Source organism: Kitasatospora sp. MAA19, assembly GCF_029894125.1.
In the GTDB taxonomy this organism is placed as follows: domain Bacteria; phylum Actinomycetota; class Actinomycetes; order Streptomycetales; family Streptomycetaceae; genus Kitasatospora.
The window spans coordinates 331,299-345,331 of the sequence record NZ_JARXYZ010000001.1 but is presented as its reverse complement, the minus strand read 5'-3'; the positions used below and the strand labels follow the sequence as shown (position 1 = coordinate 345,331).

The 14,033-nt window shown below is 74.3% G+C and carries 12 protein-coding genes and 2 tRNA genes; 6 read left to right on the top strand and 8 right to left on the bottom strand.

Annotation, left to right across the window (positions count from 1 at the left end; translation table 11 throughout):
- Positions 1-6: 6 nt before the first annotated feature.
- On the top strand, positions 7-1,131 hold the full coding sequence (locus P3T27_RS40965; RefSeq protein ID WP_348534043.1) for a GntR family transcriptional regulator: 1,125 nt from the start codon (positions 7-9) through the stop codon (positions 1,129-1,131).
- A 115-nt stretch (positions 1,132-1,246) separates the two neighbouring features.
- A complete protein-coding gene (locus tag P3T27_RS01545; RefSeq protein ID WP_280673803.1) occupies positions 1,247-1,894 on the top strand; it encodes a hypothetical protein in 648 nt (215 codons plus the stop codon).
- 103 nt (positions 1,895-1,997) lie between these two features.
- On the opposite strand, the gene P3T27_RS01540 is transcribed toward P3T27_RS01545, so the two are convergent.
- The gene (locus P3T27_RS01540) at positions 1,998-2,783 is read right to left on the bottom strand and encodes an SLATT domain-containing protein (RefSeq protein ID WP_280673801.1); all 786 of its coding nucleotides are present in this window, start codon (positions 2,781-2,783) and stop codon (positions 1,998-2,000) included.
- A gap of 368 nt (positions 2,784-3,151) precedes the next feature.
- On the opposite strand from P3T27_RS01540, the gene purD reads away from it, so the two are divergent.
- The 4 genes from purD (at position 3,152) to P3T27_RS01520 (ending at position 9,292) form a co-directional block, all read left to right on the top strand.
- Positions 3,152-4,399 carry a phosphoribosylamine--glycine ligase gene (purD, locus tag P3T27_RS01535; RefSeq protein ID WP_280673799.1) on the top strand — a complete coding sequence of 416 codons (1,248 nt, stop codon included), beginning with the start codon at positions 3,152-3,154 and terminating at the stop codon, positions 4,397-4,399.
- A gap of 551 nt (positions 4,400-4,950) precedes the next feature.
- Complete coding sequence (locus tag P3T27_RS01530; protein WP_280673797.1) at positions 4,951-6,534, top strand: hypothetical protein; 1,584 nt, start codon at positions 4,951-4,953, stop codon at positions 6,532-6,534.
- 218 nt (positions 6,535-6,752) lie between these two features.
- Positions 6,753-8,291, top strand: a complete 1,539-nt coding sequence (locus P3T27_RS01525; protein ID WP_280673795.1) for a N,N-dimethylformamidase beta subunit family domain-containing protein — start codon at positions 6,753-6,755, stop codon at positions 8,289-8,291.
- Between the two features lie 101 nt (positions 8,292-8,392).
- Positions 8,393-9,292, top strand: coding sequence for a phosphoribosylaminoimidazolesuccinocarboxamide synthase (locus P3T27_RS01520; protein WP_280673793.1), 900 nt, complete (start codon positions 8,393-8,395; stop codon positions 9,290-9,292).
- A gap of 33 nt (positions 9,293-9,325) precedes the next feature.
- Here the strand turns inward: P3T27_RS01520 and P3T27_RS01515 are convergent, their stop codons facing one another.
- The 7 genes from P3T27_RS01515 to P3T27_RS01485 all read right to left on the bottom strand — a co-directional run bounded on the left by P3T27_RS01515 (position 9,326) and on the right by P3T27_RS01485 (position 14,005).
- Entirely contained in the window at positions 9,326-9,946 is a 621-nt protein-coding gene (locus P3T27_RS01515; RefSeq protein WP_280673791.1) for a response regulator transcription factor, read from the bottom strand.
- A 27-nt stretch (positions 9,947-9,973) separates the two neighbouring features.
- On the bottom strand, positions 9,974-11,203 hold the full coding sequence (locus P3T27_RS01510; RefSeq protein ID WP_280673789.1) for a histidine kinase: 1,230 nt from the start codon (positions 11,201-11,203) through the stop codon (positions 9,974-9,976).
- Between the two features lie 100 nt (positions 11,204-11,303).
- A complete protein-coding gene (locus tag P3T27_RS01505; protein WP_280673788.1) occupies positions 11,304-12,149 on the bottom strand; it encodes an ABC transporter permease in 846 nt (281 codons plus the stop codon).
- A complete protein-coding gene (locus tag P3T27_RS01500) occupies positions 12,146-13,156 on the bottom strand; it encodes an ABC transporter ATP-binding protein (RefSeq protein ID WP_280673787.1) in 1,011 nt (336 codons plus the stop codon). The genes P3T27_RS01505 and P3T27_RS01500 overlap by 4 nt, the downstream gene beginning before the upstream one ends.
- Before the next feature lie 203 nt (positions 13,157-13,359).
- Positions 13,360-13,435, bottom strand: a tRNA-Gly gene (locus tag P3T27_RS01495).
- Between the two features lie 39 nt (positions 13,436-13,474).
- Positions 13,475-13,547, bottom strand: a tRNA-Gly gene (locus P3T27_RS01490).
- 140 nt (positions 13,548-13,687) lie between these two features.
- Entirely contained in the window at positions 13,688-14,005 is a 318-nt protein-coding gene (locus tag P3T27_RS01485) for an Lsr2 family protein (RefSeq protein ID WP_280673786.1), read from the bottom strand.
- Positions 14,006-14,033: the final 28 nt, after the last annotated feature.

The following is a 14,033-nucleotide window of genomic DNA, read 5'->3' as shown; positions in this document are numbered from 1 at the left end:
GAGAAGATGAGCACTCGTCGTGTTCCCCGCCGCTCGATGGCCGGTCCACCGAGGGTCGGCCTGGTCGGCCCGCCCGAGGAGGCCGCGCGCATGTCCGGCAACGGCGCAGGCGACACCCGCCCCGTCATCCAGCGCAACAGCCTGCGCGCGCAGATCGCCGGCGCACTGCGCGAGGAGATGATGGCCGGCCGGTTGGCGGCCGGTCGCAACTTCACCGTCAAGGAGATCGCCGAGCTGTACGGCGTCTCGGCGACCCCGGCCCGCGAGGCGCTGGTGGACCTCGGCTCGCAGGGGCTGTTGCGGGCCGAGCACCACCGCGGATTCACCGTGCCCGCGCTGGGCTGGGACGACTTCCTGGAGATCTTCGAGTCCCGGGTCCTGGTCACCGACAGCTACTACCGCCAGTTCTCCGCCCGCCGGGCGCTGCCGGACCTCACCCGGTTGCCCTCGCTGCGCCGCCGGGCCGACGCGGCGGTCCGGGCGGCCCGGGCCGGGAACCTGGACGTGATGGTGGGCTGCGACCGCCGGTTCTGGCAGGAGGTCGCCGCGCTGATCGGCAACCGCCGGATCGGCGACTACCTGGACTGGCTGCGGGTGCAGTCGTGGATGTTCGCCGCCCCCTACCTGCGGGAGATGCCCGTCCTGGCCGGGGTCTGCTGGGACCGCCACCTCGACCTGGTCGACGCCATCGGAGCGGGTGACCTGGCCGGCGCGCACCGGATCATCTGCGAGTACAACCTGTACACCGCCCGGCTGTTGGCCGGGCTGGCCGGACGGCCGCTGGAGTCGGTGACGGTGCTGGCGCTGCTCACCGAACTCGTGGACGACGAGCCCGCGCCACCGGCCCCGCCCGGCTCCGCCCAGCCTGTCGCTGCCCCGCCCGTCTCCGCCCAGCCCACGGCGGCCCAGGCGGCTGCCACAGCGGCCGCCGGTCGGGTCGGGTCGGGTCGGCGCCGGCCGGGCGAGGAGGTCGGCCGGGAGCTCGGCCGCGAACTCGGACTGGGCCTCGGCCTGGTGCCGCAGCCGCGTGCGGTGCCGTACAGCCGGTTCGGCCGGCGGCTGCCCGAGCCGCCCCCGGACGCCCCGCAGGGACGGCCCGACCCGCACCCGCACCCGGCCCCGGGCCGGTAGGGTGGGCGGTCGTCGAACCGGGCGCTCCGCACAACGGCCGTCCGGGTACCGACCCCGCCCCCGTCGTCGTCCCGCCCTGCGGGCGACCCCGCCACCCGGAGAGGAACTGCCGGCCATGGCCTGCGACCTCTGGCTCGTCCCGCTCGTGGACGTGCTGAGCCACAGCCCCGACAACCCCTTCCGGGACGATCTCGCCCTCTACAACGCCGTGTTGGCATCGCGCGGGCTGCCCGAGGTGCCGGTCTACCAGTTCGTGCCGGGGATCAGCGGTGCGGTCGAGCCGATAGCCGCCTTCGACTACGACTCGCTGCACTTCCTGCGCCGCGCCTACCTGCTGGGCCTCACCGGGCTGGACATCACGCCGGTGGACTCGCTCGGCGGCGACTACGAGCAGCTGCTGGAGATGTTCGAGAGCAGCGCCGAACAGTCGCACCTGGTCTGGCACTTCGACCACGCGGGCGCCTACGTGCCGATCGAGTTCCCGGCGCCGCTGGTGGACGACGCGCTGCTCGCCTCCGGTGGTCCGCTCGGCTCCAGCCACGGGCTGCTGCGCGAACTGCAGGCCGTCGCCCCGGTGCTGGGCATCGACCCGCTCAACCCGCCGGACCCGACCCGGCCGCTCGGCCCGACCGGCCTGGAGCAGCCGTTCGGGCCGCCGCTGGACGACCTGCACCCCTTCGCCCGCGAGCGGCACGCCTGGGCCGGCCTGTACGCGGCGGCGACCCGCAGCCTCACCCAGGGCTCGATGGTCGTCTTCGCCTGAAGCCTCAGCAGGCCGCTGCCCCTTCGCGGCAGCGGCCCCTCAGCGGCCCCTCTGCCGCCCGTTGCCGCAGCGGCCCTCCGGCACCCGCTACCGCGGCCGCCCGCTACCGCAGCGGCCCCTCCGGCGGCCGCTGGCGCGGCATGGTGGGCCGGGTGCCCGGTGACGGCAGCACCCGCACCTGGGCGCCCACCCCGGTCTCGCTGCGCCCGCCCCAGGTCCCCGGGGCCTGGGTGGGCAGCTGGGTCATGGACGCGCGGAACTCCAGCATCCACTCCGAGGTCTCGGTCCGGACCATGTCCGAGACGTCCTCGCAGAACCGGCGCAGCACGCCGAGGCAACGCTCGGCGGCCTCGCCCGCAGTGCCCTCGGTCGGGCCGAGCACCTCGCGCACGCACTCCGACGCCCAGTCGAACTGGAAGGCCTCCAGGCGGCGTTGCAGCGCCTGCGCGGTGCTGACGTCGCGCATCCAACCGGAGGTGAGGCCGAACACCCGGTCGGTGCCGTAGCAGGCGGCGGCGAGCGCCAGGCCGACGTAGCCCCAGCTGGTGCCGTGCGACACCGCCCCGGTCAGGTCGACCAGCGGGGCGGTCACCCCGCCCACCGCGAAGCCGGCCGTGCCGAACCGCAGCAGGCGCGCCCAGCGGCGCTTCCAGACCCGGTCCTTGCGGTACCAGTCGATCGCCTCGACCGCCCGCTCCTCGGACCAGCGGTACAGCTCCTCCAGGCGCTCGGCGGGCTCACCCCAGTCCCCGAGCGGGAACTGGCGGGCGCTCAGATCGGCCCGTCGGCGGGTGGACGCCTGGTGGGCGACGGTCGCGGCGGGTGGGTCCTCCTCGCCGATCTCCTTGCCCCAGGCACTCTCCTCGGGCTGCATTTCCGGCTGGCTCACCTGTGGGGCTCCCTGTGGCGGGCGGACTGCTGGGTCTGGCGGTCCATCGACTGACGCGGCGTCTGCCGGTGGTTGTCCAACAGCACTTCTTACCGCCAAATGGCTGACCATGGGGACGCTTCCCCGGTGATCGTTACCGGATTCGGCCACCGGAACCCGAGGTGGGAGGGATGCGGGGGTCGGCGAGATTTCACCCGTCCGAGCGAGGGCCCGGTGACCCGCCGTCCTGACTCGGCCACCCGGCGCGCACCGACCGGGGGCGGGTTTGGAGGTTCCTCCGACTTCGTCGGCGTACGGAGCTCTTCTCCTGGAGGATCGGACGGGACCGGAGAGCGGCCGGAACTGGCCACCGACTACCCTTGCCAACCGTGAAGGTCCTCGTCATCGGCGGCGGCGCCCGCGAACACGCCCTGTGCCGCTCTCTGTCCCAAGATCCCGCCGTGTCCGAGCTGCACTGTGCCCCGGGCAACGCCGGGATCGCGCAGGTGGCGACGGTCCACCCGGTCGACCAGCTGAACGGTGCGCAGGTCGCCGACCTGGCCGTGCGGCTCGGCGCCGCCCTGGTCGTCGTCGGTCCGGAGGCCCCGCTGGTCGCGGGCGTCTCCGACGCCGTGCGCGCGGTCGGCATCCCGGTCTTCGGCCCGTCCGCGGCAGCTGCCCAGCTGGAAGGCTCGAAGGCCTTCGCCAAGGACGTGATGGCCGCGGCGGCCGTGCCCACCGCCCTGTCCTACGTCTGCACCACCGCCGCCGAGGCGGCCGAGGCGCTGGACGCCTTCGGCCCGCCGTACGTGGTCAAGGACGACGGCCTGGCCGCCGGCAAGGGCGTGGTGGTCACCTCCGACCGCGCGGCCGCGCTGGCGCACGCCGCCTCCTGCGAGCGCGTGGTCATCGAGGAGTTCCTGGACGGCCCCGAGGTCTCGCTGTTCGCGATCACCGACGGCACCACCGTCGTCCCGCTCCAGCCCGCGCAGGACTTCAAGCGCGCGCTGGACGGCGACGAGGGCCCCAACACCGGCGGCATGGGCGCCTACTCGCCGCTGCCGTGGGCGCCCGCCGGGCTGGTCGAGGAGGTCCAGGCGAGCGTCCTGCAGCCGACGGTCGACGAGCTGCGCCGCCGCGGCACCGAGTTCTCCGGCCTGCTGTACGCGGGCCTGGCGCTCACCTCGCGCGGCACCCGGGTGATCGAGTTCAACGCCCGCTTCGGCGACCCGGAGACCCAGGTCGTGCTGGCCCGGCTGCGCACCCCGCTGGCCGCCGTCCTGCTGGCCGCCGCCACCGGCACCCTGGACCAGCTGGAGCCGCTGCGCTGGGACGAGGGCGCGGCCGTCACCGTGGTCGTCGCCTCCGAGGGTTACCCGGCCGCGCCGCGCACCGGCGACCCGATCGAGGGCCTGGCCGAGGCCGAGGCCGACGGGACCGCGTTCGTCCTGCACGCCGGCACCAGGGCCGGTGCGGACGGCCAGGTGCTGAGCGCCGGCGGCCGCGTCCTGTCGGTCACCGCGACCGGCACCGACCTCGTCGAGGCGCGCGACCGCGCGTACGCCGCCGTGGACCGGATCACCCTCAAGGGTGGCCAGCACCGCACCGACATCGCCCTGAAGGCGGCCACCGCCTAGGGCCTGTCCCAGGGGCCGTTCGCATACTCCCGGCACCCGCCCGCAGGGCGCTGCGCATCGTGGGATTTCCCCCCATGGACGCAGCGCCCTGCGGGTTTCCGGGGCGGGAGTGGCTCCGGGGGCCGGCGCACCGTTCGGCGGGCGGAATCCAGCCCATCGGGTGACAGCACCAGCATCCAGCTGACGTAACCGGGCGCCCGGCCTTATGGTGCGCTGGATCGCAGTGCGACGTGGCCGTGCGCCGGGGTCGCCGCCGGGTAGCGGCGCTCCCGCGGGGGGATGCTGGACGGCGTCCGGCCGGGCGGGCCCGGGTGCTTCGCACCGGACCGGTCGCGGCCGTCCGGAATCCGGGCGGTGTCACCGGGACGAGTGGAAACCGGAGCGATCCGGAACACCCACCCGGGCCCGGGCGTCGAAAATGGCAGAAGCGCCACACAGCATGCACTACCGGGGATCGGACGCCTCCGCTTCCCGGTCGGAACTGATCGTTTCGAGTCGGCTCAGGGCCCGTCGCCGGGCGCCCGAGGGCTCCGAAGGGGGTGCCGCACCGTATGGCCGCAGTCGACACCGCGCGCGCTCACGCTCAGGCGGTCCTGCGGGTCCGAGGTCTCGCCCTGGCCGCCGCCGCCATGCCCGCCGCCGTCGCGGTGGTCCTGCTCGCGGGCCGGTTCACCGGGCGGATCGGTGAGCCCGGCTCCGCCGACACCGCCGGGTGGGACGCCGCCCGCTGGGTGGTCTGCGCGGTGGCCGCGCTGACCCTCCTGGTCGCCGGGCTGACCGCCCGCGGCTACCGCGGGGCCGTCCCGCCCCAGACCCCGGCCATCCCGCTGAAACGCGCGGAGGCCCCCGAGCTGTACCGGCTGATCGACGAACTCGCCGACCGGCTGGACGTGCCCGCGCCCTCCGGCGTCGCGCTCACCCCGGACTGCGACAGCTGGCTGGAGGACGTCCCGCCCGTGCGGCCGGCCCGCCTGTTCCGGCCGCACCCCGAGCCGCCCGGCCCGGTCCTGGTGATCGGCTCGCCGTTCCTGTGGTGGATGCGGGCCGGCGAACTGCGCGCCCTGCTCGCCCCCGTGGTGGCCGGCGCCGCCGCCTCCGCCGACCCGGAGATCGCCGCCGCCCGTCGCTTCCTGCGCGGCCTGGACGCCAGCCTGGACTCCGGCGAGGTCGCCGCCCCCGGCCTCGGCGGCGGCACCCTGGCGAGCCCGCCCCGGCCGCCCCGTCGCGGCCTGGCCGCGCTCGCCGAGCGGATCACCGGCGGGATCACCCGCCGGCTGCTCGGCGCCTGCCGCGGCCATGCCGCCGAACTGGAGCGCTCCGTCGCGAGCTGGGCCTCCGAACAGGCCAGAGCGGTGGACTACGGCCTGCGGATCGCCGCCCAGGAGCAGGTCGGTCTGGCCTACGCGGGCTGGGACCGGCTGCTCACCCGGGTCGCGCTGCCCGCCTGGCGGCTCGGCCGCCACCCCGCCCACCTCAACGCCGGCGTGGTCGCCGCCCTCACCGAGCTGTCCCGGCGCGACCGGCTGGCCGACGGCTACGGCAACCGGCTCGGGGACCGCCCCGCCTGCGACCTGCTGGAGGAGCCCGGCACCGTCGACCGGGCGGTCTCCCGGCTCGCCGCCGAGCTGTTCTTCGGCCGTCCGGCCGCCGGAGCCTGGCACGAGCTGGAGTGGGGCGACTATCCGGCCGACGTGGTGGACGCCGGCTGGAGGGCCCGCGCCGCCGTCCTGCAGGCCGCCCTGGACCGGCTCGCCCCGCAGGCCCGCCCCGGCGCCCCGACGCTCACCCGGCTGCTGGGCCGGCTCGCCGAGGGCGACGGCGAGCGGCTGGCCGCGGCGCTCACCGCCCAGCTGGCCCGCACCACCGCCCCGGCCCCGCTGCTCGAACCCGCCCGTAGCGGTCGCGACCTGCTGGTCGACCACGTCACCGCGATGGTCTGCTGCGCCGCCGTCGACACCGCGGGGGGCGCACCCGGCCTGGACTGGCTGGACGGCCCGGTGCTGCTGCTCGGCGGGATCCGCCGCACCGATCTGGCCGGGCCGGTCGCCCAGGCCGTCGAGCAGGGCCAGGACGGCCCGCTACGGGCCTGGCTGGACGCCGCCGACGTCCGCCTGGAGAAACCCGTCCGGTTGTGAGCCGGCAGGCGGCGCTCGGCGCTCCGGCGCGCGCCCCCGAACGGTTCCGCGGGCGGCCGTCTCCGCAGGCCGGAGGCCTGGTCCGGGGCGGCCGTGAGATTCCCGGCACGAATTGCGACCGCAGGGTGACGGAGCGCCTGCACTCTGTGGTGTATTAGTCCGCACGCACATCCGGGGGGCACGTGCCAACCGGGCGGAAGTGCACCTGGGAGGGGCGCGTGGAGACCGAACCCAACCGCCGCTGGGAGTCCGGAACGCACGCTTACAGCGTCTCCGACCCCTTCGGTCAGGGTCCGCTGCCCTGGCTGCGCAGCCCGGACCAGTACCTGGCCGGCGCGGAGGGTGCCATCCCCTGGTACGTCTCGGTGGACGCGCCCGGCCAGCGGCCGCTGGCGGCCGGCGCCCGGCCCAAGCCGCCGGTCGGCACCCCGCAGAGCGCCAACGACGTGGACCAGCAGATCAAGGGCTTCGCCTCGGCCGGGGTGATCCGCCCCGGCGGCTCGGTGGACTTCCGGGTCACCGTCAACCCGCCCCGCGAGTTCACCGTGGACGTCTTCCGGATCGGCCACTACGGCGGCGACGGCGCCAGCCACATGACGTCCAGCCCGCTGATCGCCGGGCTGGCCCAGCCGGCCCCGCTGGTGGTCGAGCGAACGGTCTCCTGCCACCACTGGTGGCACTCCTGGCGGCTGCAGATCCCGGTGCACTGGAAGCCCGGCGCGTACGTCGCCGTGCTGACCACCGCGGACATGCTGCACCGCAGCCACATCCCGTTCACGGTCAGGGACTTCGAGGACCGGGAGCACGCCGCCGAACTGCTCTTGGTGGTCCCGGACGTGACCTGGCAGGCCTACAACCTGTTCCCCGAGGACGGCCGCAGCGGCGCCAGCCTCTACCACGCCTGGGACGGCCGGGGCGGCCTGGTCGGTGAGCCGGAGGCGGCCGTCACGGTCTCCTTCGACCGCCCGCACGCCACCGCCGGGCTGCCGCTGCACGTCGGCCACGCGTACGACTTCATCCGCTGGGCCGAGCGCTACGGCTACGACCTCTCCTACGCCACCGCCACCGACCTGCACGCGGGCCTGGTCGACCCGGGGCGGCACCGGGCGCTGATCTTCCCCGGCCACGACGAGTACTGGTCCGAGCCGATGCGCCGGGCCGTCGAGCAGGCCAGGGACGACGGCACCTCGCTGGTGTTCCTGTCCGCCAACACCATGTACTGGCGGGTCGAGCTGACCGCCGCCGCCTCCGGCGAACCCAACCGGCTGCTCAACTGCCGCAAACGGCAGAAGGTCGGGCCCGGCAGCCCGGCCGCCGGGGTGCCCGGTTCGGCCAGCGCGCTGTGGCGGGACGCCGGCGAGCCCGAGCAGCACGTGCTCGGCGTCCAGTACTCGGGCCGGGTCGCCGCGCCCGTCCCGCTGGTCGCCCGGCACACCGCGCACTGGCTGTGGGACGGCACCGGCCTGCAGGAGGGCGACGAACTGCCCGGCCTGGTCGCCGGCGAGGCCGACCGGTACTACCCCAAGGTGGCGCTGCCCGAGCACACCGAGCGGGTGCTGCTCGCGCACTCGCCGTACCAGGACCTCGCCGGCCGCACCCGCTACCAGGAGACCTCGCTGTACCGGGCGCCCAGCGGCGCGTACGTGTTCGCGGCCGGCACCTTCGCCTGGTCGCCCGCGCTCGGCCGCCCCGGCCTCACCGACGAGCGCATCCAGCGCGCCACCGCCAACCTGCTGGACCACCTCGCCAAGAACTAGCACCAGGCCCGGGGGCTCAGGGGGCATGAAAGACTGCCGGGGCAGTGACCTCCCCTTTCGCGGGCTCGCGCCCGCGAACGACCCCTGAGGACTGAGACACGTTGAGCGGATTTGTCACCAAGCCTGAGCCGGTCCAGGTGCCCGGCCTGGTCCACCTGCACACCGGCAAGGTGCGCGATCTCTACCGCACCGAGTCGGGCGAACTGGTCATGGTCGCCAGCGACCGGATGTCCGCCCACGACTGGGTGCTGCCGAACGAGATCCCCGACAAGGGCCGCATCCTCACCCAGCTGTCCCTGTGGTGGTTCGAGCGGATCGCCGACATCATCCCCAACCACGTGATCTCCACCGAGGTCCCGGCCGGCGCCCCCGCCGACTGGAAGGGCCGCACGCTGATCTGCCGCAGCCTGGACATGATCCCGGTCGAGGCGGTCGCCCGCGGCTACCTGGCCGGCTCCGGCCTGGCCGAGTACGAGGAGAGCCGTACGGTCTGCGGCATCGCCCTGCCGGAGGGCCTGGAGAACAGCTCCGAACTGCCCCTGCCGATCTACACCCCGGCGCTCAAGGCCGAGGTCGGCGAGCACGACGAGAACGTCCCGTACGAGGAGACCGCGCGCCGGATCGGCGCCGAGCTGGCCGCCCAGCTGCGCCGCACCACGCTGGACGTCTACGCCCGGGCCCGGGACATCGCCCGCGACCGCGGCATCATCCTGGCCGACACCAAGTTCGAGTTCGGCCTGCTGGACGGCGAGTTGGTGATCGGCGACGAGGTGCTCACCCCGGACTCCTCCCGCTACTGGCCGGCCGACGAGTGGCAGCCGGGCCGCTCGCAGCCGTCCTTCGACAAGCAGCTGATCCGCGACTGGCTGGTCTCCCCGGCCTCCGGCTGGGACCGCCACAGCGAGCAGCCGCCGCCGGAGCTGCCGGCCGAGGTGGTCGAGCAGACCCGGGCCAAGTACATCGAGGTGTACGAGCGGCTGACCGGCACCTCCTGGGCCTGACGCCCGACCGCCCGCGGGCCGGGCCTGGACCCGTTAGATCCAGCCGTGCTCGCGGGCGATCCGCACCGCCGCGTGCCGGTTCTCCGCGCCCAGCTTGGTGGCCGCCGAGGACAGGTAGTTGCGGACGGTGCCGGGGGACAGCGCCGCCCGCTCGGCGATCTCGGCGATCGAGGTGCCGTCGGCGGCCAGCTCCAGGACGTCCGTCTCGCGCGGGGTGAGCGGGGTCTCGCCGGCGCTGATCGCGTCCGCCGCCAGCTCCGGGTCCACGTACCGGCCGCCGGCCCGGACGGTCCGGATGATGCCGGCCAGGTCGGCCGCCGAGACGGTCTTCGGCAGGAAGCCACGCACCCCCACCTCCAGCGCCCGCTTCAGGTAGCCGGGGCGGCCGTGGCCGGTGACGATCATGCAGCGGCAGTCCGGCAGCAGCCGGCGCAGCTCGGTGGCCACCTCGATGCCGTCCTTGCCGGGCATCTGCAGGTCCAGCACCGCGACGTCCGGGCGGTGGGCCTGCGCCATCGCCAGCGCCTCCGGGCCGGAGCCGGCCTGGGCGACCACGGTGATGTCCTCCTCCAGGGAGAGCAGCGCGGCCATCGCGCCCCGGATCAGGTGCTCGTCGTCGGCGAGCAGGATGCGCACGGGCGCGGTGTCGGTCATCGGCGGGTCTTCCTCCGTGGAGTCGGGTCAGAGCGGGACGGAGGCGAGCATCCGGAAGGTGCCCGGAGCGGCCTGCGGGACGGTCAGGTCGCCGCCGTGGGCGGCCAGCCGCTCGCGCAGCCCGCGCAGCCCGGTGCCGCCGCCCTGCGAGGGGAGCGGGGCGGCGGGCACCCCGTCATTCTCCAGCTCCAGTACCGCCCGGCCGTCCTCCTGGTGCAGCCGGATCAGGCAGCGGCGGGCCTCGCTGTGCCGGAGCACGTTGGTGGTGGCCTCGCGGATCACCCAGCCGAGCACCGACTGGACCGGGGGCGGCAGGTGGTCGGCGTCCTCGCCGAGGTCGATCTCGCAGGCCACGTCGGCGGAGCGGAGCACCGCGCTGGCGCCGATCGCCTCGGCGTGCAGGTCGGCGGTGCGGTAGCCGCGGACGACGTCCCGGACCTCGCGCTGCGACTCCTGGGCGATCTTCTGCACCTCGGCCATCTGGTCGGCGGCCTCCGGGCGCCCGCGGCGGGCGAGTTGGACGGCGAGTTCGCTCTTGAGCGCGATGGTGGTGAGGTTGCGGCCCATCACGTCGTGCAGGTCGCGGGAGAAGCGCAGCCGCTCCTCGGCGACGGCGAGCCGGGACTGCGCCTCGCGGGCGGTGTCCAGTTCCCAGACGATGGCGGTGATCCAGGCGAAGCTGCGGCAGCTGCCGACGAGCAGGGCCATCCCGAGGGCCGCTCCGATCAGCAGCCCGGCCGTGGTGGCGGCGCCGACCCCGGCGAGCAGCAGTGCGGGGGCGAGCAGCAGCAGCAGGCCGAGTCCGCCGAGGCAGGCCCAGCGCAGCGGCAGTCCCACGCTCATCGGGCCGACGCTCGCGCCCAGCAGGCAGGTGGCGATCACCGCGGTGAACGGCGCTCCGTGGGGGTTCGACGGTCCGGCGGAGGACGGGCCGAGCAGCAGGACGGCCCAGGAACCGACCACCGTGAGCGTGCCGTTGACGATCAGCCAGCGCAGGTACTCGCTGGGGCGCCGCAGGTAGTGGTCGAGCGAGGTGCGGTACGCCCGGAGGGTGACCAGGGTGGAGGCGAGCGAGACGACCAGGGCGACCTGCACGGCCGTGCCGGACTGCGGGACCTGCACGGTGGACGCGCTGGCCAGCAGGTTCACCGGCAGCATGATCCAGGCCATCAGGTAGAGCGACCAGCGGAAGTACAGCTCGGCGCGCTGCGCCTTGCCGAAGCCCTTCCACCGGCGGACCGGCCCCCGGACGTCCATCGAATTGCTCCCCGTTCGATCACTACCCTGTCGCTGCCTTCATATCAGAGGCGGAACGGGAGCAGAACCTTCGGATCTCGAAGCCGTGTCCGCCGGGGCGTCAGCGGCGCGACTCCCAGCGGAAGTAGCGCACCGCGCCCCAGACCGCCAGGCCGAGCCAAACGGCGCCGGTGACCAGGTGCGGGGCGGCGGTGGACCAGGTACCGGCGAAGCCGGTGGCGGCCGCCGAGCCGTCGGTGCCGGTCCAGCCGATGCGGATCAGCTGGAAGGCCGGGGTGGTGGGCAGCAGCCGGCAGAAGTCGGCCAGCTGCGGGGGCATGACCTCCAGCGGGATGAGCAGGCCGGAGCCGAACTGGGAGATCAGCAGCACCGGGAGGGTGGTGATGCCGGCGGTCTCGACGGTCTTGGTGAAGGCACTGGAGACGGCGGCCAGCGCCATCATGGTGCCGATGCTCAGGGCCAGCCCGGCGGCCAGCAGCAGCGGGTTCACCGGCGTGCTGAGCTTGAGGGCGGCGGCGCCGCCGACGGAGACCACGGCGCACATCAGCAGCGCGAGGGTCACCGAGGGCACCGCCGTGCCGGCCAGGATCTCCACGTCCCGGGCCTCGCCGGTGCGCAGCCGCTTGAGCACCAGTTCGTTGCGGCGGGCGACGTACGCGGCGGTCAGGTTGTAGTAGACGACGAACGCCAGGATGCCGCCGATGGTGCCGGTGATCAGCAGCGTGTCGACGTCCAGTCCGGGGTGGGACTCGGCCTGCTGCTTGAGCATGTTGCGCCGGCCGGCGATCAGCAGCAACGGCAGCAGCAGGGCGGTGAACAGGGCGGTGCGGTTGCGCAGCAGCAGGGTGGCCTCGGCGCGGCCGAGGGAGAGCAGGCGCCGGGCGGCGGTGCTCTGCGGGCCGACGGCGGTGGTGGCGGTCTGTCCGGAGGTGGCGGCGGTGGTCATCGGGCGGATCCGATCAGGCGGCGGCGGGCGGTGCGGGCGGTGGTGGCGGGCGACCGGGGCGGGGCCTGGTGGGCGGCCTCGGAGGCGATGGCGAGGAAGGCCTCCTCCAGCGAGGCGCTGCGGGCGTCCAGGGCGCCGAGCGCGATCCCGTGTTGCTGGGCCCAGCCGAGCAGGTCGAAGAGGGTGCGCTGGAGGCCGGTGGTCTGCACGGTGACCTTGCGGCCGTCGACGGTGATCTCGGCCCCGGCGAGGACCGGCAGCGCCGTCCCGGTGTACTCGGGCAGTTCGAAGCTGACCCGGGAGGGCCGGCCGGCGATCACCTCGGCGACGGTGCCGGTGGTGACGACCTGGCCGCCGTGCATGATGGCCAGCCGGTCGGCGAGTTCCTCCGCCTCCTCCAGGTAGTGCGTGGTGAGCAGCACGGTGGTGCCCTGGGCGCGCAGTTCGCGGACGAGCCGCCAGACGGCGGCGCGCGCCTCCGGGTCGAGGCCGGTGCTGGGCTCGTCCAGGAAGAGCACCTCGGGACGGCCGAGCAGGGCCATCGCGAGGTCGAGCCGGCGCCGCTCGCCGCCGGACAGCTGCTTGACCCGGACGCCGCGGCGGTGCCCGAGGCCGACCAGCTCCAGGGCCTCTTCCACCGGGCGGGCGCCGCTGGTCATCCCGGCCCAGCTGCGGCCGGTCTCGGCGACGGTGAGGTCGCCGGGGAAGCCGCCCTCCTGGAGCATGATGCCGATCCGCGGGCGGACGGCGGAGCGCTCCCGGTGGGGGTCGTGGCCGAGCACCCGGACGGTGCCGCCGGTGGGGGCGGCCAGGCCCTCGATGAGTTCCATGGTGGAGGTCTTGCCGGCCCCGTTGGTGCCGAGCAGGGCGAACAGCTCGCCGCGGCCGACGGCCAGGTCGACGCCGCGGACGGCGTGGTAGCCGGTGGTGCCGGTGCCGTAGTGGCGGTGCAGGTCGGTGACCTCGATCACGCTGTCGCCGGAGCGGAAGGGCTGGCTCGTTTCCATGCCTCCAGCCTTCCGCCGCCCCGGCCGCGCGGGCAGTGCGCGCCGTCATGACCTGGGGGTGGGGATCCACGGGTCGGCGGTGACAAATGTCATGGGCCGGGCCGCCGTGGCCGGAGCGGGAATGCGGTTCGGCCGGATTGTCCTTGGGCGGGACTTCGGCGGGAATGCCGAAGGGCCCCCTCGATCGAGGGGGCCCTTCCTTGTGGAGCGGACGACGAGATTCGAACTCGCGACCCTCACCTTGGCAAGGTGATGCTCTACCAACTGAGCCACGTCCGCAGGTCAAACTATGGAGTTGTGCTGTGCTCGCGCACTGCGAGCGGACGACGAGATTCGAACTCGCGACCCTCACCTTGGCAAGGTGATGCTCTACCAACTGAGCCACGTCCGCACGGTGCCTGGTGGGGCACCCGCCGCCTCTCCGGATCACTCCTTTGCGGCGACGAGGAATACTCTACAGCATCGTTCGGGGTGGTCGCCCCACCCTTTCGGTCCAGGCGGGCGGGGCGACCGGGGCGGTACCCGGGGCGGTCAGTTCGCCGCGGCGAACTCCTCGTACACGTGCTTGGGGATGCGGCCGCGGGCCGGCAGCTCCATGCCGCGCGACTGGGCCCAGGCGCGGACTGCGGCCGGGTCCGGGGTGAGCGCGGTGCGGCGGAAGGACTTTCCGGTACGGCTTTGGCGGCGGCCGGCCGCGACGAACGGAGCGAGGGCCTCCCGCAGCTTTTCCGCGTTGTCCACGGACAGGTCGATCTCGTACGACTTCCCGTCGACGCCGAAGTGGACGGTTTCCGCCGCGGCGCCGCCGTCCAGGTCGTCGGAGAGCGTGACAACTACACGCTGAGCCATGGGTGTCAATCCTCTCGGGCAATTCGGC